The organism is Natroniella sp. ANB-PHB2, assembly GCF_046097105.1.
GTDB lineage: Bacteria > Bacillota > Halanaerobiia > Halobacteroidales > Halobacteroidaceae > Natroniella.
Map to the genome: position 1 here is coordinate 382276 of NZ_CP175562.1, position 21330 is coordinate 403605.

A 21330-nucleotide genomic window follows, 5' to 3' on the forward strand; every position below is an offset into this window, starting at 1 on the left:
TGAACAAGCAATTCGGTCTTTGAAAACTAAACAATGCAATGTTTCAACTAAGCAAGAAGAGCTAGTCAAACTCGTAATCAATGTGCTTTTGCACATGATATAAACTTTAATTGAGAGTTTGATCCTGGCTCAGGACGAACGCTGGCGGCGTGCTTAACACATGCAAGTCGAGCGAGAAAGCTACCTTCGGGTAGTGAGTAAAGCGGCGGACGGGTGAGTAACGCGTGGGAACATACCTTTAAGACTGGGATAACTTCTTGAAAAGGAAGCTAATACCGGATAAACTCCTTTCGGAGCAAAGATGGCTTTTATGCTATCACTTAAAGATTGGCCCGCGTCCCATTAGCTAGTTGGTGAGATAACAGCTCACCAAGGCAACAATGGGTAGCCGACCTGAGAGGGTGATCGGCCACACTGGGACTGAGACACGGCCCAGACTCCTACGGGAGGCTGCAGTGGGGAATCTTCCGCAATGGACGAAAGTCTGACGGAGCAACGCCGCGTGAGTGAAGAAGGTCTTCGGATCGTAAAGCTCTGTCTTTAGGGAAGAATACTTTAATTGTGAATAACAGTTAGGGTTGACGGTACCTTTAAAGGAAGCCCTGGCTAACTACGTGCCAGCAGCCGCGGTAATACGTAGAGGGCAAGCGTTGTCCGGAATCATTGGGCGTAAAGGGTACGCAGGCGGTCTAGTAAGTCAGAGGTGAAATCCACCGACTCAATCGGTGAACTGCCTTTGAAACTACTAGACTTGAGGATAAGGGAAGAAAGTGGAATTCCTAGTGTAGTGGTGAAATACGTAGATATTAGGAAGAACATCAATGGCGAAGGCAACTTTCTATCTTATACCTGACGCTGAGGTACGAAAGCTAGGGGAGCAAACGGGATTAGATACCCCGGTAGTCCTAGCCGTAAACGCTGGATACTAGGTGTTGGGGGTTCGACCCCCTCGGTGCCGGAGTTAACGCATTAAGTATCCCGCCTGGGGATTACGACCGCAAGGTTGAAACTCAAAGGAATTGACGGGGGCCCGCACAAGCGGCGGAGCATGTGGTTTAATTCGAAGCAACGCGAAGAACCTTACCAGAACTTGACATCCCGTGACTACCTGTGAAAGCAGGGTATAGTCCTTTGGACTACACGAAGACAGGTGGTGCATGGCTGTCGTCAGCTCGTGTCGTGAGATGTTGGGTTAAGTCCCGCAACGAGCGCAACCCCTGTCCTTAGTTGCCAGCACGTCAAGGTGGGGACTCTAAGGAGACTGCCGCGGAAAAACGCGGAGGAAGGTGGGGATGACGTCAAGTCATCATGCCCCTTATGTTCTGGGCTACACACGTGCTACAATGGTCTGTACAGAAGGAAGCGATACCGCAAGGTTTAGCAAATCCTGAAAAGCAGATCTCAGTTCGGATTGCAGGCTGCAACTCGCCTGCATGAAGCTGGAGTCGCTAGTAATCGTGGATCAGAATGCCACGGTGAATACGTTCCCGGGCCTTGTACACACCGCCCGTCACACCACCCGAGTTGGGGGCACCAGAAGTCGTCTAAGGACGCCGAAGGTGTGCCTGGTAAGGGGGGTGAAGTCGTAACAAGGTAGCCGTACCGGAAGGTGCAGCTGGATCACCTCCTTTCTAAGGAGTTATTTCAACTCTAGTCGTAGTTGGAACTTGCATTGTTTAGTTTTGAGAGACTGAAACTAAGTCTAAGTTCAAGTTTAAGGCTAAGTAAGAACTTAGTTCTTGTCTTGACTAAAACTTAAACTCAGCCTCAGATTTAAAATTTGTACTTTGAAAACTGCACAATAGATAGTGCGTCTAGATTAAGTTAGTAAGGGCGCACGGTGGATGCCTAGGTGTCAGGAGCCGAAGACGGACGTGGCAAGCTGCGAAAAGCCTTGATGAGCTGCAAACAAGTGATGACTCAAGGATGTCCTAATAGGAGCACCAGGTATGGATAATCCCATATCATCTTAAGGTTAATAAATAGCCTTAAGAAGGGAACCGGGTGAATTGAAACATCTTAGTAACCCGAGGAAGAGAAAGCAAAAGCGATTCCCTAAGTAGCGGCGAGCGAAAGGGGAACAGCCCAAACTGTAATAGTGTCAAGCTTATGGGCATTGCTATTACAGGGTAGTAGGACTATCAGACCTTACCATAAAAAGGTCATAGGATAAGCTTCAGTTAATCGAAGTAGCTGGAAAGCTACGCCACAGAAGGTAATAGCCCTGTAGGTGAAAATTGGAGTTGACTAGATAGTATCCTGAGTACCATGAGACACGAGAAACCTCGTGGGAAGCAAGGAGGACCATCTCCTAAGGCTAAATACTTCCTGACAACCGATAGTGAACCAGTACCGTGAGGGAAAGATGAAAAGAACCCCGGGAGGGGAGTGAAATAGAATCTGAAACCGTGTGCCTACAAGCAGTCAGAGGACGTTAAAGTCTGATGGCGTGCTTTTTGCATAACGAACCGACGAGTTATGATCTGTAGCGAAAGGTTAAGCCAAAGAAGGTGAAGCCGTAGCGAAAGCGAGTCTTAAAAGGCGAAAGTTGCAGGTCATAGACCCGAAACCGAGTGATCTATCCATGACCAGGATGAAGCACGTGTAAGAACGTGTGGAGGTCCGAACTGCATTGGCGTTGAAAAGCCATGGGATGAGTTGTGGATAGGGGTGAAAGGCCAATCGAACTCGGAGATAGCTGGTTCTCCTCGAAATAGCTTTAGGGCTAGCCTCAAGTGTTATAATTTGGCGGTAGAGCACTGATTGGACTAAGGGCTTTATAGAGTTACTGAATCCAGTCAAACTCCAAACGCCATCTTATTAAGCTTGGGAGTCAGACTATGTGGGATAAGCTTCATAGTCGAGAGGGAAACAACCCAGACCGTCAGTTAAGGTCCCAAAGTATGGACTAAGTGGTAAAGGATGTGAGATTGCATAGACAACCAGGATGTTGGCTTAGAAGCAGCCATTCATTTAAAGAGTGCGTAATAGCTCACTGGTCGAGTGATCTTGCGCTGAAAATGTACGGGGCTAAAGTCCATCACCGAAACTACGGATTGGTATAACCAATGGTAGAGGAGCATTCTATATAGGTTGAAGCAGTACCGGAAGGAGCTGTGGACAGTATAGAAGAGATAATGTCGGTATGAGTAACGATAAAATAGGTGAGAATCCTATTCGCTGTAAGTCTAAGGTTTCCTGAGGAAGGCTCGTCCGCTCAGGGTAAGCCGGATCCTAAGCCGAGGCCGAAAGGCGTAGGCGATGGAAAATTGGTTAAAATTCCAATGCTACCTCCTTATCACTATGAGTGATGGGATGACGCAGGAAGATAGGCTAGCCTGGCAACGGTATGTCAGGTTGAAACATTAAGAAGGATGACTTAGGTAAATCCGGGTCGTCATTAACTTTAAGGTGTGACCAGGAGTCTCTACGGAGGCGAAGTAGTTGACTTTACACTGCCAAGAAAAATCTCTAACCAGATAAGAGGTAACCGTACCGCAAATTGACACAGATAGACTAGAAGAGTATTCTAAGGCGCGCGAGAGAACCTTCGTTAAGGAACTCGGCAAAATAACCCCGTAACTTCGGGAGAAGGGGTACCTCATTAGGGTGTATGCTCGAAGAGGTTGCAATAACCAGGCCCAAGCGACTGTTTACCAAAAACACAGGTCTCTGCTAAGACGTAAGTCGATGTATAGGGGCTGACGCCTGCCCGGTGCTGGAAGGTCAAGGGGAAGTGTTAGGCATAAGCTGAAGCGCAGAACTTAAGCCCCAGTAAACGGCGGCCGTAACTATAACGGTCCTAAGGTAGCGAAATTCCTTGTCGGGTAAGTTCCGACCTGCACGAATGGCGCAACGACTTGGGCACTGTCTCAACGAAGGTCTCGGTGAAATTGTATTACCTGTGAAGATGCAGGTTACCCGCGACAGGACGGAAAGACCCCGTGGAGCTTTACTGTAGTCTGATATTGGATTTTGGTACATTATGTACAGCATAAGTGGGAGGCAATGAACTCGGCACGCTAGTGTCGAAGGAGCCTTAAGTGGGATACCACTCTTAATGTGCCGGAATTCTAACCATGCACTGTAATCCAGTGTTGGGACAGTTTCAGATGGGCAGTTTGACTGGGGCGGTCGACTCCTAAAGAGTAACGGAGTCGCCCCAAGGTTCCCTCAGTGCGGTCGGAAATCGCACGTAGAGTGTAAAGGCAGAAGGGAGCTTGACTGCAAGAGCTACAACTCGAGCAGGTACGAAAGTAGGGCTTAGTGATCCGACGGTAGAGCATGGAATTGCCGTCGCTCAACGGATAAAAGTTACCCCGGGGATAACAGGCTTATCTCCCCCAAGAGTTCACATCGACGGGGAGGTTTGGCACCTCGATGTCGGCTCGTCGCATCCTGGAGCTGAAGCAGGTTCCAAGGGTTTGGCTGTTCGCCAATTAAAGCGGTACGCGAGCTGGGTTCAGAACGTCGTGAGACAGTTCGGTCCCTATCCGTCGTGGGCGTAGGATATTTGAAGGGAGCTGTCCCTAGTACGAGAGGACCGGGATGGACGTACCTCTGGTGTACCAGTTGTCTACCAAAGGCATTGCTGGGTAGCTAAGTACGGATTTGATAAACGCTGAAAGCATCTAAGCGTGAAGCTGACCTTGAGATAAGATATCCCATAGAGTGAATCTAGTAAGATCCCTGATAGACTATCAGGTAGATAGGCCAGAGGTATAAGGGTGGCAACATCTTCAGCTGACTGGTACTAATAGATCGAGGGCTTAATCTAGAATATATCTATTGTGCAGTTTTGAATGTATAATAAAGCATTTAATACTGAATGTTGAATAGTTAAAGAACTTAGAAATTTATTTATTAAAAAGTTCTTGACAAAGAAGAATGAAAATGTTAAGATATTAATTGTTGAATTGAGACAAGCTTAAAATAAGCATTGAATATTGAATAGTTAATAATTAAAGTCAAAAGCACTTGAAGAACTTAATTATTCAATATTAGATATTAATTATTAATTGAATAAGATTCTGGTGGTAATTGCGGAGGGGTAACACCTGTTTCCATTTCGAACACAGCAGTTAAGTCCTCCAGCGCCGATGGTACTGCAGGGGCAGCCTTGTGGGAGCGTAGGTCACTGCCAGAATTAATATGAAATATTGGGATGTCGCCAAGCGGTAAGGCACAGGACTTTGACTCCTGTATTCGCTGGTTCGAATCCAGCCATCCCAGCCATTTATTTTAGTTATTAGCAGTCAGTTGTCAGTTATCAGCCAAGGGCTTAACAATTTGAGGCTTTGGTTGATAGCTGAAAGCTAACAGCTAGGTACGCCCCCATCGTCTAGTGGCCTAGGATACCAGGTTTTCATCCTGGCGACAGGGGTTCGAATCCCCTTGGGGGTGCCAATATAACCAAATTAAAGGTGATAAGCTAAAGTTAAGCAATTTATTTAAGAAAACAGATGGATTTGCTTCAGCCACGGAGAGCTTTGGTTATTTAAAACTCGAAGAAGCATCAAAAAAATAATCGACAATTAAAGGTTATCAAATAAATTTAATTGTTCATTGTAAATTAGTAAGGGCGAATAGCTCAGTTGGGAGAGCACCTGCCTTACAAGCAGGGGGTCACAGGTTCGAGCCCTGTTTCGCCCACCATTTAACTTCATTGAATAATGAATGTTAGATATTTAATATTAAATATTTTTTCTGTGGGGACGTGGTGTAATTGGTTAACACGCCGGCCTGTCACGCCGGAGAGTGCGAGTTCAAGTCTCGTCGTCCTCGCCATTGTGCTAGCGTAGCTCAGCTGGTAGAGCAGCTGACTTGTAATCAGCAGGTCACCGGTTCGACTCCGGTCGCTAGCTCCAGGGGATATAGCTCAGCTGGGAGAGCGCCGCCCTTGCAAGGCGGAGGTCGTCGGTTCGATCCCGACTATCTCCACCAAAATCTTCGATTAATAAAACTCAAGGTGGATTTTGGCATAGACCATCGAGGTCGTCGCAAAATAGTTAAATATTAAGCATTAAATGTTTTTAAGGGCCATTAGCTCAGCTGGTAGAGCACCTGACTTTTAATCAGGGTGTCGGAGGTTCGACTCCTCCATGGCTCACCATTTAAAAGCAATTAATATTGAATATTATTTATTAAGTGAACTTTTGTCGCGGGGTAGAGCAGCTGGTAGCTCGTCGGGCTCATAACCCGGAGGTCGTTGGTTCGAATCCAACCCCCGCAACCAAAATATTTTATAATTGTGGTACTTGTGTAAGTGCAACCAATTAAAAGCAGTGAATATTGAATAATTAATAGTTGAATTCAAGAACTTAAGACTATTCAATCTTAGATATTAAGTATTAAATGAACTTTCATGGCGAGATAGCTCAGGTGGTAGAGCAGAGGATTGAAAATCCTCGTGTCCCCGGTTCGAATCCGGGTCTTGCCACCATTTAATTTGCGAAGGTGGTGGAACTGGCAGACACGCTAGACTTAGGATCTAGTGCCTTATGGCGTGTGGGTTCGACTCCCACCCTTCGCACCAAAGTGAGCGGGAGTAGCTCAGTTGGCTAGAGCACCAGCCTTCCAAGCTGGGTGTCGCCGGTTCGAGTCCGGTTTCCCGCTCCATAATATGGGTCTATAGCTCAGTTGGTCAGAGCGCACGCCTGATAAGCGTGAGGTCGGTGGTTCAAATCCACCTAGACCCACCAATTTCAAACAATTGATTTTAAAATAATAAATTGAGATTTTAATTATTATTTGATTTGTTGTGTTGTGTGCCTGTAGCTCAGCTGGACAGAGCAACGGCCTTCTAAGCCGTGGGTCGGGGGTTCGAATCCTCCCAGGCACGCCATAAAAAAGTTAATGTTTAGTAGTAAGATTAATTATTTCTAATTTAGACTATTAAATGTTCTATATGTGGTGGGTGTAGCTCAGTTGGTTAGAGCGCAGGATTGTGGCTCCTGAGGCCGTGGGTTCAAATCCCGTCATCCACCCCAATTATTATTTAATGTTACTGACCCTGTTATAGGGTTTTTTTTATTTTGTTGTATTTTTAGGTGGAATGGTATTAAATTTTAAATAAAAAAAGAAAGCCTTTCTATTTAAATAGAAAGGCTTTCTTTTTTTATTATATTCAGGTTTAATTATTTATTTTCTTTTGAATACTGATTTTATTAATTTAAGTGGAGTGGGTAAATTAAAGCCCCCACTAACTGATTTTACATTATCATGCTCATTTTTAGACCAGGCAAATAGAAAATCGATCTTCATGTTAGTCTCCCTCCTTTATGTAGTGGTTACTTATTATTTATTTTATGTATTAGGAATAATAATGTTACATTTTAGAATTTAATTTTAAGATTAAGTATTGTTGTAATTAAGACTAACAATTAACTTGTAAGTATGATACAATTATTTACAGATGATAATATAGAATTTAAGGTATAATTTAATTAGATTTAGAGGAAAAAACAAATAGATATAGAATAACTGATCATTGAATAGGTGAGGTTGTCTAATGAAGTATAATAATTATTTAAAGTAACAAATTATTAAATAAATAAAGCTAAATTAAGGAGTTTTTATTATGAATTTTAATCATATTTCAGTTCTGTTAGATGAAAGTATTAAATATTTAAATTGTAAAAATGGTGGCATCTACGTTGATTGTACCTTAGGAGGAGCTGGACATTCTGAGGAAATAATAAAAAATATAAGGCCAGATGGAAGATTAATAGGTATTGATCAAGATCAAGCAGCGATTGTAGCCGCTGAAAAAAAGTTGGCTAAATATAATACCCAGTTTGAATTAGTTAGGGATAATTATCAAAATTTAAATTCTGTTTTAGATAGATTAAAGATAGAAAAGGTTGATGGTTTTTTATTTGATTTAGGGATTTCTTCTTATCAACTAGATACACCAGAACGAGGTTTTAGTTATAAGTATGATTCTCCTTTAGATATGAGGATGGACCAAAGGCAAGCTACTACAGCTGCTGATTTAGTGAATGATCTCTCAGTTGATAGGTTAACTGAGATAATAAGAAAGTATGGAGAAGAAAAGTGGGCCAGTAGAATTGCAAAATTTATTGTTGATTTTCGAGAAGATCAATTAATTACTAGGACAGATCAATTAGTAGAGGTGATTAAAGCTGCTATTCCGGCTGGAGCTAGAAGATCGGGACCTCATCCAGCGCGGAGAACTTTTCAAGCATTAAGAATAGCAGTTAATAATGAATTAGATATTATCGAAAATGCCCTTAATGATGCTGTTTCAAGATTAAAGGTTAACGGGAGAATTTGTGTAATAACTTTTCATTCTTTAGAAGATAGGATTGTAAAACATACTTTTAAAGATTTAAGTACTAAATGTACTTGTCCGCCTAACTTTCCTGTTTGTGCTTGTGATACCGAACAGAAGGTAAAGATTATAACTAAAAATCCAGTAACGCCTAGTGAAAAAGAAGTTGAAGATAATTTTAGGGCTAGAAGTGCTAAACTAAGGGTGGCAGAGAGGAAGTAGGCTAGTTATAAATTAAAGGGTAGGTGAATAAGTTGATAATGGGGTTGCAGATAAAGAATAAAGATTATCAACAAAAAAGAGCTCAACGGAGTTCTAAAAATAACAGTCAAAAAAATCATACATTTAAATATATGATCATAGGTGGTTTAATTACCTCTTTAATAGTTTTATTTCTCGTTTTATATATTAATCAGTATGTTCAAATTTCTAGAAAAAACTTGAGACTTGAAGCTTTAGAAGAAGAGAAACAACAAGTAAAAAGAGATGAATTATACTTACAAATACAAATTTCTAGATTGCAGTCTTTAGCTAGAATTGAGGAAGTGGCTAAAGATGAGTTTAATATGGTGGAGCCAGGGGAGATTAATTATCTTATGCTAGAAGAAGATAATGTGAAAAAAAATTATGTTCAAGATGAATTTCAATCTGAAACCAATGATTCAAAATTTAATTTTAGAGAAAAGCTAGCTATTTGGATTAGGGGTTTAACTCAGGTTGAAGCTGGTTCGCTAGATTAATATTTTTAATAGAGTGAGGTGGATTGGCTAGGTGAATAATTTAAATTTAGAAATTAGAAAGAGGATAACATTTCTTTTTTTTATGGTGTTTTTAGTGATGCTCTCCTTAGTTGCCAGATTAGCTTGGATTCAAATTTTCCAAAATACAAAGTACCAACACCAAGCTTTAGATCAGCGATTAAGGCAGTTACAAGTGGAGCCTAAAAGAGGGATTATTTATGATAAAAATGGGGTTGAACTGGCTGTTAGTGCGAGTGCGGATACAGTTGTGGCGATACCAAGTGAAATAAAGAACCCTCGCCAAACGGCTCAACAGTTGGCTGATATTTTAGATATGTCAGAGGATAAAATTTATTCGCGACTAACACGAAAAGCAGCAGCTGTTTATGTAGCAAGAAAGACTGATGAGAAAAAGGCTAGAGCAATTAGAGAGCTAGATTTAGCAGGGATTAGATTTACAGAAGAAAGTAGAAGGTTTTATCCCAAAGGGGGCTTAGCAGCTCATACCTTAGGTTTTGTAGGGATTGATAGCCAAGGGTTGCAAGGGATAGAGCTATCATATGATGATATATTACGTGGGAATCCAGGTAGGATATCAGTTGAAAGAGATGCAGCAGGTCGAGAGATTCCAGAAGGAATAAAGGATTATATTGATCCTGATGATGGCCATAATATTTATTTAACTATTGATAATGTTTTACAACATATCGCAGAAAGAGAACTTGATAAAGCTATGCTTGAACATGAGGCTAAGAGTGGTACAATTGTTATGATGGACCCTCAAACTGGAGGGGTTTTGGCTTTAGCAAATGAACCTACTTTTGATCCAAATAATTTCACTAGTTTTTCTCCGGAAGCTTGGAGAAATAGGGCTGTTTCAGATACATATGAACCTGGTTCGACATTTAAAATTATAACAACGGCAGCAGGATTGGAAGAAGGGGTAGTTAATCCTAATGATAAGTTCTTTGATCCTGGTTATATTGAGGTTTCGGGACAGGTTATTAATTGTTGGAAAGCTGGAGGACATGGTTCTCAAACTTTTTCTGAGGTTGTTCAGAATTCATGCAACCCAGGTTTTGTACAGGTGGGCCAAAGGATCGGTACTGAGGTGTTTTATGATTATATTGAAGCGTTTGATTTTGGTCGAAAGACTGAGATTGATTTAGTAGGTGAGGCTCGAGGAATAAAATATAAATTAGATCAGATTGGCCCAGTAGAGTTGGCTACAATGTCTTTTGGCCATGGAATTACAGTTACTCCAATGCAGCTAGTTACTGCTGTTTCTGCAATAGCTAATGACGGTGAATTATTACGCCCTCATTTGGTTAGTGAGGTTAGAGATTCAAGAGGAGAGTTGATTAAGAAAATAACTCCTCAAAAAAATAAAAAGGTAATTTCTGCTCAAACTGCTCAAAAAACAAGAGAACTATTAGCTGGTGTTGTAGAAGAAGGTTCTGGAACGAAGGCGGGAGTAGAAGGTTATGAAATTGCTGGTAAAACAGGAACTGCTAAGCATTATGGAGTTCAATTATATGATTCATCTTTTATTGGTATGGTACCTGCAAATAATCCCCAAATGGTTGTTTTGGTAGTTTTATCTGGAGTTAGCAGTTATCCTTATTATGGTTCACAGGTTGCAGCACCTATATTTCATAATGTTGTTAAAGATGGATTGCGTTATTTAGAGATTCCGCCGCAATCTAGTGTGAATGATGATGGTGATGATGAAATTAAGAGGGTAGAGGTACCTAATGTAGAAAATTTATATCTGTCACAAGCTCAAGAAAAGTTGGCAGCTAGGGGTCTAAATGTTAAACTAGAAGGAGAAGGGGAAGTAATTATTGATCAAATTCCATATCCAGAAGCAGTAGTTAATGAAGGAAGTACAGTAGTATTATTTTTTGAGGATGGAGCTAGTAAAGATAGTGGTTATCAGGTTACTGTACCTGAATTAAGAGGAATGAGAATAAGAGAAGCAGCTGAACTGTTAGGAGAATTAAATCTAAGATTAAGGTGGAATGGTTCTGGAATTATTGAAAAGCAAGATCCTGTTCCAGGAGTTACAGTCAATTCTGGAAGATATATTGAAGTTCAGCTATCTGAAAAATAAATTGTTTAGATTAGGGGGTTGATGATGGTTAAATTACAGGAATTAGTTGAGGTATTAAAAATTGAAACTCTTAAAGGGAATTTGATGTTTGATATTTTAGGTATTTCTTATGACTCAAGGAGGGTTGAGTTTGGTTATTTATTTGTAGCGATCTCTGGTTTTAAGCAAGATGGTCATGATTTTATTGAGGAAGCTATTGCTAATGGTGCTAAAGCAATAGTAGTTGAAAAGGAGATTGATATAGATTGGCCTCAACAGAATGTTGCTATAATAAAAGTTGATGATACACGAAAGGCTTTAGCTTATTTAAGTGCTAAATTTTATGGTTATCCTTCAAAGGAGTTGACTGTAATAGGAGTAACAGGAACTAATGGGAAAACTACCACTACTTATTTAATTGAGGAAACTTTAAGAAATCTTGGATTTAATACTGGATTGATTGGTACTATAAAAAATAAGATAAGTTCTCAAGAAAAAGAATCTAAAAGAACTACTCCTGAAGCACTTGATCTGCAGAGGATGTTGGCTGAAATGGTCAAAGAAGATGTGACTCATGTTGTGATGGAGGTTTCTTCTCATGCTTTAGAATTAGATCGAGTGTTAGAGATTGATTTTGATCGTCAGATATTTACTAACTTAAGTCAAGATCATTTAGATTTCCACCAAAACTTTGATCAGTATTTAGCAGCTAAACTCAAATTATTTAAGTTTAGTGAGAACCCTTCAATTATCAATTTTGATGATCCACGAAGTGAGCAAGTTGTTATGGGAGTAAGAGGAGAAGTAGTAGGTTATGGAATTGATGATAAAAAGGCTGAAATTCGGGCCAAAAAGATTCAGATTAATCAAAAGGGTGTTTCTTATTTATTGCAAGTGGATGAGGAAAAATTAACAATTAATTTAAATTTAACTGGGAGATTTAATGTTTATAATTCGTTAGCTGCTATTGGAACTGTATATAGTTTAGGAGTTGAATTAGAGGATATTAAGAAAGGAATAGAAGCAACTAAAGGAGTACCAGGGCGCTTTCAGCTTATAGATGAGGGCCAAGATTTTGGAGTGATTGTTGATTATGCTCATGCACCAGCTGGAATGAAAAATGTTTTAAAGACAGCTGATGAAATTACTGAAGGTCGTAAGATTATCATCTTTGGTTGTGGTGGGGATCGTGATCGTAAGAAAAGGCCGATTATGGGGAGAATAGGTGTTGAGTTAGCTGATTTTGCAATAGTTACTTCTGACAATCCCCGCAGTGAAGAGCCATTAGAGATAATTGAAGAGATTGAAGTAGGTATTAAAGAGGAAGGGAATGTTGAAGGAGAAGATTATATTATTATTGAAGATCGAGCAACAGCAATCAAGAGGGGTATTGAGTTGGCTCAAAAAGATGACTTAGTAATTATAGTAGGTAAAGGGCATGAGACTTATCAAGAGATTAAAGGTAAGATTTTAGAGTTTGATGATCGTAAGGTTGCTCGAGAGATTTTACAGAATAGGGGAGAGAATTAATGGAGAAGATCAGCTTTACAGAAATAGTAGAGGCAGTTGATGGTCAGATTAAAAATAAGCAAGAATTAAATATTACAAATATCTCGACAGATACAAGAACGTTACAACCTGGTGATCTCTTTATAGCATTGATCGGAGATAATTTTGATGGACATCAATTTATAGCTGATGCTTTTCAAAAAGGGGCCAAAGCTGCGATAGTTTCCCAAGAGGTTAACTTAAACCAGCCACTGATTAAGGTTGAAGATACAACTGTTGCTTTACAAGATTTGGCCCGATATTATCGTAAAAAATTTTCAATACCGATCGTAGCTGTAACTGGAAGTACAGGCAAGACTACAACCAAAGATATGGTGGCAGCAGCCTTAGGAAAAAAACATAAGGTTTTAAAGACAGTAGGAAATTTTAATAATGAAATAGGTTTGCCATTGACTTTGTTTAGATTGGATAGTTCTTTTGATGTGGCAGTTGTTGAAATGGGAATGAGAGGGTTAGGACAGATAGAACAATTGGCCCAGATTGCAGAACCTAACCTAGGTATTGTTACTAATGTAGGAGTAACTCATATTGAATTACTAAAGAGTAAAGAGCAAATAGCAGAGGCAAAATCTGAACTGGTTTCTAATCTAAAAAATAATGGTGTAGCTATTTTAAATGGTGATGATGAGTATGTTAGAAAGATGGATTCTTTAGCCCCAGGAAAGGTGATTACTTATGGTTTGGAGAAATATAATCAACTAAGAGCAGTTAATATAGAAAGTTTAGGAGAGAGTGGGCTTAAGTTTAATTTAGTTGTGGAGGGTGAAACATACTCTAAAGAGATCTACCTTTCAACTCCTGGAGAATATAATGTTTATAATGCTTTAGCTGCTATTTGTGTAGGATTAGTTTTAGAGTTTGATCTTAATAATATAAAAGAAGGATTAAAGGAATTAAAGTTAAGTGAGATGAGAAATCAGATTTTAAATTCTAAATCAGGATTTAAGATTATTAATGATGCTTATAATGCTAATCCAACTTCAATGAAGGCAGCACTGGACACTTTAGATGAAATAGTTTCTGCAAGAAAGATAGCTGTATTAGGGGATATGCTGGAGTTAGGTGAAATTTCTGGAGAGGAACATAATAAATTAGGAAAGTTAGTAGCCAATAAAGGGGTTGATTACTTAATTACAGTTGGAGAATTGGCTTCAGAAATTGCTGTTGGAGCTGAAAAAAATGGAATGAAACAAGGGAATATTTTTAGTTATTTAACTAAAGATAAAGCATTAGAAAAAATATTGAAGATTATTAAAACAGATGATACAATTTTAGTTAAAGGTTCACGAGGAATGGAGTTAGAGAAGATTTGCTATGTTTTAGAAGATAAGTAGGGAGTGATAATAATGGTCAATTTAATATATGCAGCCACTTTAGCCTTTGTTATCTGTTTAATAACAGGGCCAATTATGATCAAATGGTTTAGAAAATTAGAATTTGGTCAAAAAATAAGGGCTTTAGGTCCACAAAGCCATTTAGAAAAAGCAGGAATCCCTACAATGGGTGGGGTTATAATTATCTTTTCTGTAATCATTTCAACTTTAGTTTTTGCAGAATTAAAAATGGAAGTAATGTTAGCTTTATTTGTAACCGTAGCTTATGGCTTTCTTGGTTTATTAGATGATTCGATTAAAATAATTGCTAACAGGTCATTAGGATTAAGAGCTTGGCAAAAAATTTCAGGACAAATTTTAGTTGGTTTATTACTAGCTGCAGTAATTTTAGGTAAATTAAATTTAGGAACAGAAGTTCTAGTTCCTTTTTTAGGAACAACTATAGATTTAGGAATATTATATATCCCTTTTATAATTTTAGTTTTAATCGGCACTTCAAATGCTGTTAATTTGACTGATGGTTTGGATGGGTTAGCAGCAGGAGTTACAATTATTGTTACAATTACTTATACTTATATGATACTCCAATTTGGAGAATATGGTTTGGCTATTTTTACGACTGCTATTGCAGGTGCTTGCTTAGGATTTTCTTGGTTCAACACTCATCCTGCTCAGGTTTTTATGGGTGATACAGGTTCTTTGGCCCTTGGTGGAGCTCTTGCTTCAATAGCTGTATTAACTCGAACACAGTTTTTTTTATTAATTATTGGTGGTGTTTATGTGATGGAAGCTTTATCAGTTATGATTCAAGTTAGTTCTTATAAGTTGACTGGAAAGCGAGTTTTCAAAATGAGTCCGATTCATCATCATTTTGAACTGAAAGGTTGGGAGGAGTCTAAGATAGTTGTTAGATTTTGGATTTTAGCTATTCTATTATCACTCATTGGATTATTAGGATTATTCAATTAATTGCACTAAAATTTAATTATAACTTTTATATGTGAATTCGTATTAAGAAAGGAAGGTATTATGAGGTTAAGAGATAAACTAGTAACTGTTGTAGGTTTAGGTAAGAGAACTGGAGTTGAATTAGTTAAGTTTTTAGATCAAAAAGAGGCTAAAATAATAGTTACTGATGCTAAAACTGAAAAGGAGTTAACGATCGAGTTATCTAAATTAGAAGGTTATAAATTTGAGTTAGATTTAGGAGGGCATACTGAAGATCTAATTTTGAAATCTGATTTGCTTGTTATTAGCCCTGGTGTACCGAATGATATTCCGATTTTAGAACGGGCAAGGGATAAAGGCATTGAAGTAATTAGTGAGATTGAGCTAGCGTATCGTTTTTCCATTGCTCCACTTGTAGCAATTACTGGCACGAATGGAAAGACAACAACTACCACTTTATTAGGAGAAATATGTTCTAAATTAGAGAGCAAAGTGGCTGTCGGTGGTAATATAGGTCGACCATTAATTAAAGATCTACCTTATTTAAAGAAAGATGATTTAGCAATAGCAGAGATAAGTTCTTTTCAATTAGAAGAAGTAATAGACTTTAAACCTGATATTGGTTTAGTATTGAATGTAACACCTGATCATTTGGATCGCCATGGTACCTTTGAAGAGTATATTAAGGCTAAAAGAAGATTATTAATTAATCAGACTGAGAAGGATTATGCAGTCTTAAACTATGATGATCAGCTAGTGAGAGAATTTGCTGATTATACTGCGGGAAAGATTGTTTTTTTTAGTCAGAAGGTTGAGTTGGATTGTGGTATATATCTTAAAAATGGAGAGGTTATTGCCAATTTAACGGGGCAACCGGAAAAAATTATTGCTATTGACGAGATTAGAATTAAAGGGCCACATAATCTTGAAAACACTTTAGGAGCAATTGCTATTTCTTTATTATTAGGAGTGAAAAAAGAAGTTTTAATTAAAACTTTACGCGAATTTGGTGGAGTAGATCATAGAATTGAAAGCGTGGCGGTAGTTGATGGAGTTGAGTATATTAATGATTCGAAAGGAACTAATCCTGTAGCAGCAACTAAAGCAGTAGAGACATTTGAGCAACCTTTGATCTTAATAGCAGGTGGAAAGGATAAGGGCTCTGATTTTTCAAACTTTGCAGAAACTATAGCGGAACAGGTCAAGGAACTAATCTTATTAGGAGAAACTGCATCTAAGATAGAGCAGTCTGTTAAGAGGCTAGGTTATCAAGCTATTCATCATGTTGATAGTATTGAAGAAGCAGTTAATCTAGCAGATGAATTAGCTGTTGAAGGGGATCTCGTTTTATTATCTCCTGCTTGTGCAAGCTGGGATATGTTCAATAGTTATAAAGAAAGAGGCGAAAGATTTAAAGGGACTGTAAAAAAAATGAGGAGGGAGTAATTTGCAACGAAAGGCTCCTGATTTTGTAATTTTTTTTGTAATGATAGTTTTATTGGGGATAGGAGTAGCAATGGTTTTTAGTGCTACTTCAATTTTAGCGTACCAAAGGTTTGGAGATAGTTTTCGTTATTTAAAGAGACAATTAGGCTGGTCTGTTTTGGGGATAACAGCAATGACTACCTTTATGAATATTGATTATCATAGATATCTTAAGTGGGCCCCAAAAATTTTATTAGTTAGTATTATATCTTTAATTTTAGTTTTAATTCCGGGGGTTGGTCATGTAATCGGTGGTTCGAGACGATGGTTTATAATTTTAGGTTTACGGATTCAGCCATCTGAAATAGCAAAGGTGGCATTAGTAATTTATTTGGCCCGTTATTTATCTTTAAAAAATAACCGAATAAAATATTTTTTTAAAGGCTTATTACCTCCTCTTGTAATTTTGGGAGTAGTATTTTTATTGATCTTATTAGAACCAGACTTAGGAACTGCTGCTACAATAGCAGGAACATCAGTTGTGATGTTAATTGCAGCAGGGGCCAGTTATTTACACTTAGGAAGTTTAGTTGCGATGGGGATTCCTGGGTTATTATATATGATTATTAGTGAACCTTATCGTAGAGATAGACTATTGGCTTTTTTAGATCCATGGCAAGATCCTTTAGATACTGGCTTTCATATTATTCAATCCTTATATGCTCTAGGTTCTGGGGGCTTATTTGGGATGGGATTGGGTAGAAGTAGACAAAAATTCTTTTATTTACCCGAACCTGGAACTGATTTTATTTTTGCAGTTTTAGGAGAAGAGTTAGGATTTATTGGAACTTTTATTATTGTAACTCTATTTTTTTTATTTGCATGGCGTGGATTACAGATTGCATTATATGCTCAAGATTTATTTGGCAGTATTTTAGCAGTAGGAATTACAACAATGATCACTTTACAAGCGGTAATTAATATAGGAGTAGTTACGGGCTCGATGCCTGTAACAGGAATAACTTTACCCTTTATTAGTTATGGAGGTTCTTCATTGGTAATTATGCTATCAGGGGTAGGTATTTTATTAAATATTTCAAGATTTACTACTAATTAGGAGTTGCTAAAATATGAGAATATTAATTTCAGGTGGTGGCACAGGAGGTCATATATATCCTGGTTTAGCTATAGCTAAGACTATCGACAAAAAAAAGAATGATGCTGAAATAGTTTTTGTAGGAACTGAGCAAGGGTTAGAAGCAGATATTATACCTAAGGAAGGATATCAATTAAAGACGATTCAAGTACAGGGGTTACCGCGTAAAATTTCTGTTGAATTAGTTAAAGCAGTTTTTAAAAGTGTAATAGGGACTTTTGAAGCAAAGTTGATTTTAAATGAGTTTAAACCAGATATTGTAGTAGGAACAGGTGGTTATGTTTGCGGGCCAGTTGTATTAGCAGCAGCTTTGAGTAACATTCCTACTGTGATTCATGAGCAAAATGCTTATCCTGGTTTAACTAATCGTTTACTGGCTAAAGTTGTAGATAAGATAGCTTTAAGTAATTATGATGCTAGAGAGCATTTAGGAGATTCAGACAAGGTAGTTTTAACTGGTAATCCAATAAGGCCTGAGATCTTAGAGCAGAATCGAATTAAAGCTTTTAAAGAGCTAGGATTAAATCCAAACCAAAAGGTTATTTTAGTCTTTGGAGGCAGTCGCGGTGCTAAAAGTATTAATCAAGCAGTAGTTAAATTATACAAGGAGATTAAATGTTCTGATTTACAATTGTTACATATTACTGGGAATGATGGTTTTGAAAAAGTTAAAGCTGAAGCGAAAAAGTTGGGAATAAATAGTTTGAAAAGTGGGCAAATTATAATCAAGCCTTATTTATATAATATGGAAGCTGCTTTAAATATTGCTGATCTAGTTATTTCAAGAGCTGGAGCCACGGGATTAGCTGAAATTACAGCTTGTGGAATCCCAGCTATTTTAATTCCTTATCCTTATGCTGCCGAAAATCATCAAGAACATAATGCTCGGTCTTTAGAACGAATGAATGCTGCCAAGGTTATTTTAGATCAAGAATTGACCGGTGAAAAATTGATAGAAATTGTAAATGAGTTGCTCTTTGATCAGCAGAAGTTAATGAAGATGGCTCAAGCAAGTAAAGAATTAGGTCAGCCCAATGCTGCTGATAAGCTAGCTGCTTTAATACAGAGTTTAATTTCTTAAAAGTAGGTAGTAACTAATAGTTAATTATAGTTATTAACTTAAGTTAATTTTGATAAACTAAGCCTTTGTTACAAAATGGTATCAGTGTCAGTAAAAACGTAAGAGTAAGTTTTTAAAGGTTTTTGAATTAAATAGCTTTCTACTTACTTATTACTGACTCTGTGAGTTTCAAAAGAACTTTTTCTAACAAAAAACGTCTACTGATTTTTTATAATTACTGATATGAAGCTGTGCTTCATATCAATTAAGTTAAAGAGGTGAATAATTAATTATTAAGATTATGGACAAGTTGTTGATGAACGGATTATTTTTTAATTACATATTATAATGAGTGTAGAGTAGAAGAATTATTTCAAATTGGGATATAGAAGTCGGGGTGTTAACATGAAACAGCAGATTAAGCAAGAAATTCAGGATTTTGTTAAAGGAGAGGTATTATTTTCTGAGCCATTAAAGAGGCACACCTCTTTTCAAATTGGTGGGCCAGCAGAAGTATTAGTAATTCCTAGAGATATAGATGATCTCCAGAATTTGATTAATTATTTATACAATCATACTATTTCTTATCAAATTCTGGGTAATGGAACTAATTTGCTGATTAGTGATCAAGGTTTATCCAAGGTTGTAATTAAAATGACTAATTTATTCAATTGGATCAAATTTAAAGATACTAAGGTTAAAGTAGGTTCGGGGGCCAAATTACCTGTAATTGCTAAAAAAGCAGCTGAAAGAGGACTAAGTGGTTTAGAGTTTGCTGCTGGATTACCTGCTAGCGTTGGTGGAGCTGTGATTATGAATGCAGGGGCAGGGAATTTAGGTTCAATAGGAGATTTAATTACCCAAGTTAAGGTTATATCACCTACTGGAAAGTTAAAGCAGTATCAGCGTAGAGAACTATACTTTAGTTATCGAAAGAGTAACTTACAAGAAAAAGAAGAGATTATCTTGGAGGTTGAGTTGGAATTAAAACCTGCTGACAAGGAAAATGTACATAACAAGATACAGGAATTGATCTTAAAGCGCAAGCAGACACAACCGTTAACTATGCCTAATGCTGGTTCTGTATTCAAGAATCCACCTGGTGATTCAGCGGGTAGATTAATTGATCAGGCTGGTGGAAAGGGCTTAAGGGTAGGTGGTGCTCAAGTATCGACTAAACATGCTAATTTCATAGTTAATTTAGGTTCAGCTTCTGCTCAGAATGTATTGGATTTAATCTGTAAGGTGAAAAAGCTGGTTGATGATTATTTTGGAGTAGAGTTAGAGACTGAGATTATTTATTTAGATTAGATTGGAGGTGAGGTTGATGGAGCAATTTATAATTAATGGTGGTTCGCCTTTAGAGGGAGAAGTAACAATCAGTGGTGCTAAAAATGCAGTTTTACCTATTTTAGCAGCAACTGTGTTAGGTAGTGGTAAATCTGTAATTAATAATGTGCCCCAGTTACATGATGTGAAAGTAATGAAAGAAGTCTTGAATAATTTAGGGGCAAAAATTAAAGAAGATTCTGAACAAATAATGGTTGATACTTCAGCATTGGATTGTTGTGAAATTCCTGAAAGTTTAATGCGGAAGATGCGAGCGACAGTATTTTTGATGGGACCTTTAATTGCACGGTTTGGAAAGGTTAAGATCTCACAACCAGGAGGATGTAGTATTGGTTCTCGACCTATTGATTTGCATTTGAAAGGATTAAAAGCTTTAGGAGTTGAGTTTAAACAAAAGCATGGTGCACTAGAAGGAAAGGTCGATAAATTAGTAGGAGCTGAGATTCATCTTGATTTTCCTAGTGTTGGTGCTACGGAAAATATTATGATGGCTGCTACTAAAGCTGAAGGAGAAACTTTAATTTATAATGCTGCTAAAGAGCCTGAAATAATTGATTTGCAGAATTATTTAAATCGATTAGGAGCTAAAATTAGAGGAGCTGGGACTAATGTAATTAAAATTAAAGGGAATAAAGAATTGAGTGCAGTTGATTATAAGGTGATTCCTGATCGAATTGAAGCAGGGACTTTTTTAGTAGCTGCTGCTATAACTAAGGGGAATATAGTTATCAAGGATATTATTCCTGAACATATAGAAGCTACAGTAGCTAAGCTTACTGAAGCAGGAATTGAAATGAAAATTGAAGATAATCAAATTGAAGTGATTGGAAAAGAAACCTGGCAAGGGATAAATATTAAGACATTGCCATATCCAGGGCTTCCTACGGATATGCAGGCTCAATTAATGACCTTTTTATCTTTAGCAGAAGATACAAGTATTATTACTGAAAATATTTTTGAAAATAGATTGAGTCATGCAGATGAGCTTCAAAGGATGGGAGCAAAAATTAGGATTGAAGGAAATACTGCTATTGTAAATGGTGTAGATAAACTATATGGAACTACTGTTAGAGCAACAGATTTACGAGCTGGAGCTGCTTTAGTTTTAGCTGGCTTAAGTGCTGAAGGAAAAACAGTTATAGATAATATTTACCATATTGATAGAGGATATGAACATTTAGAAGATAAATTAGTAAAGTTAGGTGCGGATATAAAAAGGAGATCTGATTTATCTGATGTAGATGGAAGTCAAATGCAAACTTGAATAATTTTGAAGGAGATCTGATAGTTGTTAAAGAAGAGTAATTTAATGAATCGTTGTTTTAATTACTCTTAGACATAACAAGTGCTAGAGATTGAAAAT

At 37.8% G+C, this 21330-nt stretch carries 11 protein-coding genes, 14 tRNA genes and 3 rRNA genes; all 28 read left to right on the plus strand.

All coding sequences use genetic code 11. The features are described 5' to 3' along the window. Positions 1-106 precede the first annotated feature (106 nt). The 28 genes from ACKF5P_RS01980 to murA all read left to right on the plus strand — a co-directional run bounded on the left by ACKF5P_RS01980 (position 107) and on the right by murA (position 21231). A 16S ribosomal RNA gene (locus tag ACKF5P_RS01980) occupies positions 107-1631 on the plus strand. Positions 1632-1817: 186 nt separating this feature from the next. After that, a 23S ribosomal RNA gene (locus ACKF5P_RS01985) occupies positions 1818-4777 on the plus strand. A 252-nt stretch (positions 4778-5029) separates the two neighbouring features. Beyond that, a 5S ribosomal RNA gene (gene rrf, locus ACKF5P_RS01990) occupies positions 5030-5146 on the plus strand. Together the 16S, 23S and 5S rRNA genes with 14 tRNA genes alongside form the textbook arrangement of a ribosomal RNA operon. A 14-nt stretch (positions 5147-5160) precedes the next feature. Beyond that, positions 5161-5235 (plus strand) — tRNA-Gln (locus tag ACKF5P_RS01995). Positions 5236-5330: 95 nt separating this feature from the next. Next, positions 5331-5406: transfer RNA gene (locus ACKF5P_RS02000), tRNA-Glu, on the plus strand. 173 nt (positions 5407-5579) lie between these two features. After that, positions 5580-5655, plus strand: a tRNA-Val gene (locus ACKF5P_RS02005). Between the two features lie 55 nt (positions 5656-5710). Continuing rightward, positions 5711-5787, plus strand: a tRNA-Asp gene (locus ACKF5P_RS02010). A 4-nt stretch (positions 5788-5791) separates the two neighbouring features. Beyond that, positions 5792-5867, plus strand: a tRNA-Thr gene (locus tag ACKF5P_RS02015). Next, positions 5868-5943, plus strand: a tRNA-Ala gene (locus ACKF5P_RS02020). It begins immediately after the preceding tRNA gene. A 93-nt stretch (positions 5944-6036) separates the two neighbouring features. Continuing rightward, a tRNA-Lys gene (locus ACKF5P_RS02025) sits at positions 6037-6112 on the plus strand. Between the two features lie 47 nt (positions 6113-6159). Beyond that, a tRNA-Met gene (locus tag ACKF5P_RS02030) sits at positions 6160-6235 on the plus strand. A gap of 131 nt (positions 6236-6366) precedes the next feature. Next, positions 6367-6442: transfer RNA gene (locus ACKF5P_RS02035), tRNA-Phe, on the plus strand. Positions 6443-6450: 8 nt separating this feature from the next. Then, positions 6451-6535: transfer RNA gene (locus tag ACKF5P_RS02040), tRNA-Leu, on the plus strand. 6 nt (positions 6536-6541) lie between these two features. Further along, positions 6542-6618: transfer RNA gene (locus tag ACKF5P_RS02045), tRNA-Gly, on the plus strand. Between the two features lie 6 nt (positions 6619-6624). Then, positions 6625-6701, plus strand: a tRNA-Ile gene (locus tag ACKF5P_RS02050). A 66-nt stretch (positions 6702-6767) separates the two neighbouring features. Continuing rightward, positions 6768-6844: transfer RNA gene (locus ACKF5P_RS02055), tRNA-Arg, on the plus strand. A 68-nt stretch (positions 6845-6912) separates the two neighbouring features. Then, positions 6913-6989, plus strand: a tRNA-His gene (locus ACKF5P_RS02060). A gap of 590 nt (positions 6990-7579) precedes the next feature. After that, a complete protein-coding gene (gene rsmH, locus ACKF5P_RS02065) occupies positions 7580-8515 on the plus strand; it encodes a 16S rRNA (cytosine(1402)-N(4))-methyltransferase RsmH (RefSeq protein WP_408955837.1) in 936 nt (311 codons plus the stop codon). A 23-nt stretch (positions 8516-8538) separates the two neighbouring features. Further along, positions 8539-9033: an FtsB family cell division protein gene (locus ACKF5P_RS02070; protein ID WP_408955838.1), complete on the plus strand. Its 495-nt coding sequence runs from the start codon at positions 8539-8541 to the stop codon at positions 9031-9033. 31 nt (positions 9034-9064) lie between these two features. Then, entirely contained in the window at positions 9065-11146 is a 2082-nt protein-coding gene (locus tag ACKF5P_RS02075; protein ID WP_408955839.1) for a stage V sporulation protein D, read from the plus strand. Positions 11147-11170: 24 nt separating this feature from the next. Beyond that, entirely contained in the window at positions 11171-12655 is a 1485-nt protein-coding gene (locus tag ACKF5P_RS02080) for a UDP-N-acetylmuramoyl-L-alanyl-D-glutamate--2,6-diaminopimelate ligase (protein WP_408955840.1), read from the plus strand. Beyond that, on the plus strand, positions 12655-14028 hold the full coding sequence (gene murF / locus ACKF5P_RS02085; RefSeq protein ID WP_408955841.1) for a UDP-N-acetylmuramoyl-tripeptide--D-alanyl-D-alanine ligase: 1374 nt from the start codon (positions 12655-12657) through the stop codon (positions 14026-14028). The genes ACKF5P_RS02080 and murF overlap by 1 nt, the downstream gene beginning before the upstream one ends. A gap of 12 nt (positions 14029-14040) precedes the next feature. Next, complete coding sequence (gene mraY, locus ACKF5P_RS02090; protein WP_408955842.1) at positions 14041-14997, plus strand: phospho-N-acetylmuramoyl-pentapeptide-transferase; 957 nt, start codon at positions 14041-14043, stop codon at positions 14995-14997. A gap of 60 nt (positions 14998-15057) precedes the next feature. Beyond that, positions 15058-16422, plus strand: coding sequence for a UDP-N-acetylmuramoyl-L-alanine--D-glutamate ligase (gene murD, locus ACKF5P_RS02095; RefSeq protein ID WP_408955843.1), 1365 nt, complete (start codon positions 15058-15060; stop codon positions 16420-16422). 1 nt (position 16423) lies between these two features. Beyond that, positions 16424-17518, plus strand: a complete 1095-nt coding sequence (gene spoVE, locus ACKF5P_RS02100) for a stage V sporulation protein E (RefSeq protein ID WP_408955844.1) — start codon at positions 16424-16426, stop codon at positions 17516-17518. 13 nt (positions 17519-17531) lie between these two features. Then, entirely contained in the window at positions 17532-18638 is a 1107-nt protein-coding gene (gene murG, locus ACKF5P_RS02105) for an undecaprenyldiphospho-muramoylpentapeptide beta-N-acetylglucosaminyltransferase (RefSeq protein WP_408955845.1), read from the plus strand. 384 nt (positions 18639-19022) lie between these two features. Next, positions 19023-19928, plus strand: a complete 906-nt coding sequence (gene murB, locus ACKF5P_RS02110; RefSeq protein ID WP_408955846.1) for a UDP-N-acetylmuramate dehydrogenase — start codon at positions 19023-19025, stop codon at positions 19926-19928. Positions 19929-19944: 16 nt separating this feature from the next. Next, entirely contained in the window at positions 19945-21231 is a 1287-nt protein-coding gene (gene murA / locus ACKF5P_RS02115) for a UDP-N-acetylglucosamine 1-carboxyvinyltransferase (protein WP_408955847.1), read from the plus strand. The last annotated feature ends 99 nt before the right edge of the window (positions 21232-21330 follow it).